At 41.8% G+C, this 557-nt stretch carries 1 protein-coding gene; it reads left to right on the top strand.

The features are described 5' to 3' along the window. Positions 1–360: 360 nt before the first annotated feature. Positions 361–557: DEAD/DEAH box helicase (locus A3739_RS11210; protein ID WP_156502541.1), on the top strand; the 197-nt coding region annotated here is incomplete at its 3' end.

The raw sequence follows: 557 nt of genomic DNA, 5'->3' as shown, positions 1-557 counted from the left end.
ACCGCGGGGCCATATACCCGTTCACCAGGGCGAATATTGGTTCGATCAAAACTTGTTGCGCAGCCACTAATGATTAGCGTTAACGCTAGTAGCTTGATTATCGTATAGACGTTCGACATATCGGAATTTATTAGTATCGTTATTGTCAGCTTATTTAGTATGTCTTGAGCGAAGCTCAAGAATGCGCCTAAGCACTTAATTATTTGTTTTTATCGTGACATAAATAGATCGTCGCACCAAGCTCGCAGTGCGTGTTTTGACCTACTAGCATACGAATGATGAAGTTTATGTATCGTAAAAGCTTAATCCCACCTATACTTCGCGCGCATTCTTCCCCCACATACTGAGAACGAATACTTAATGTACTTTGAAGAGCTTGGCCTTAATCGAAATATCCTAAAAGCAATTGAGTTAAAAGGTTATAAGACACCATCCTCAATCCAGCAAGAGGCTATTCCTGCCGTATTAACAGGGCAAGATGTGATGGCTGCCGCGCAAACGGGTACAGGCAAAACTGCTAGCTTTACACTTCCTATTATTCAGTACCTTGAAGGAAA

The organism is Oleiphilus sp. HI0067 (genome assembly GCF_001635735.1).
This window is presented reverse-complemented; position numbering and strand designations above follow the sequence as displayed.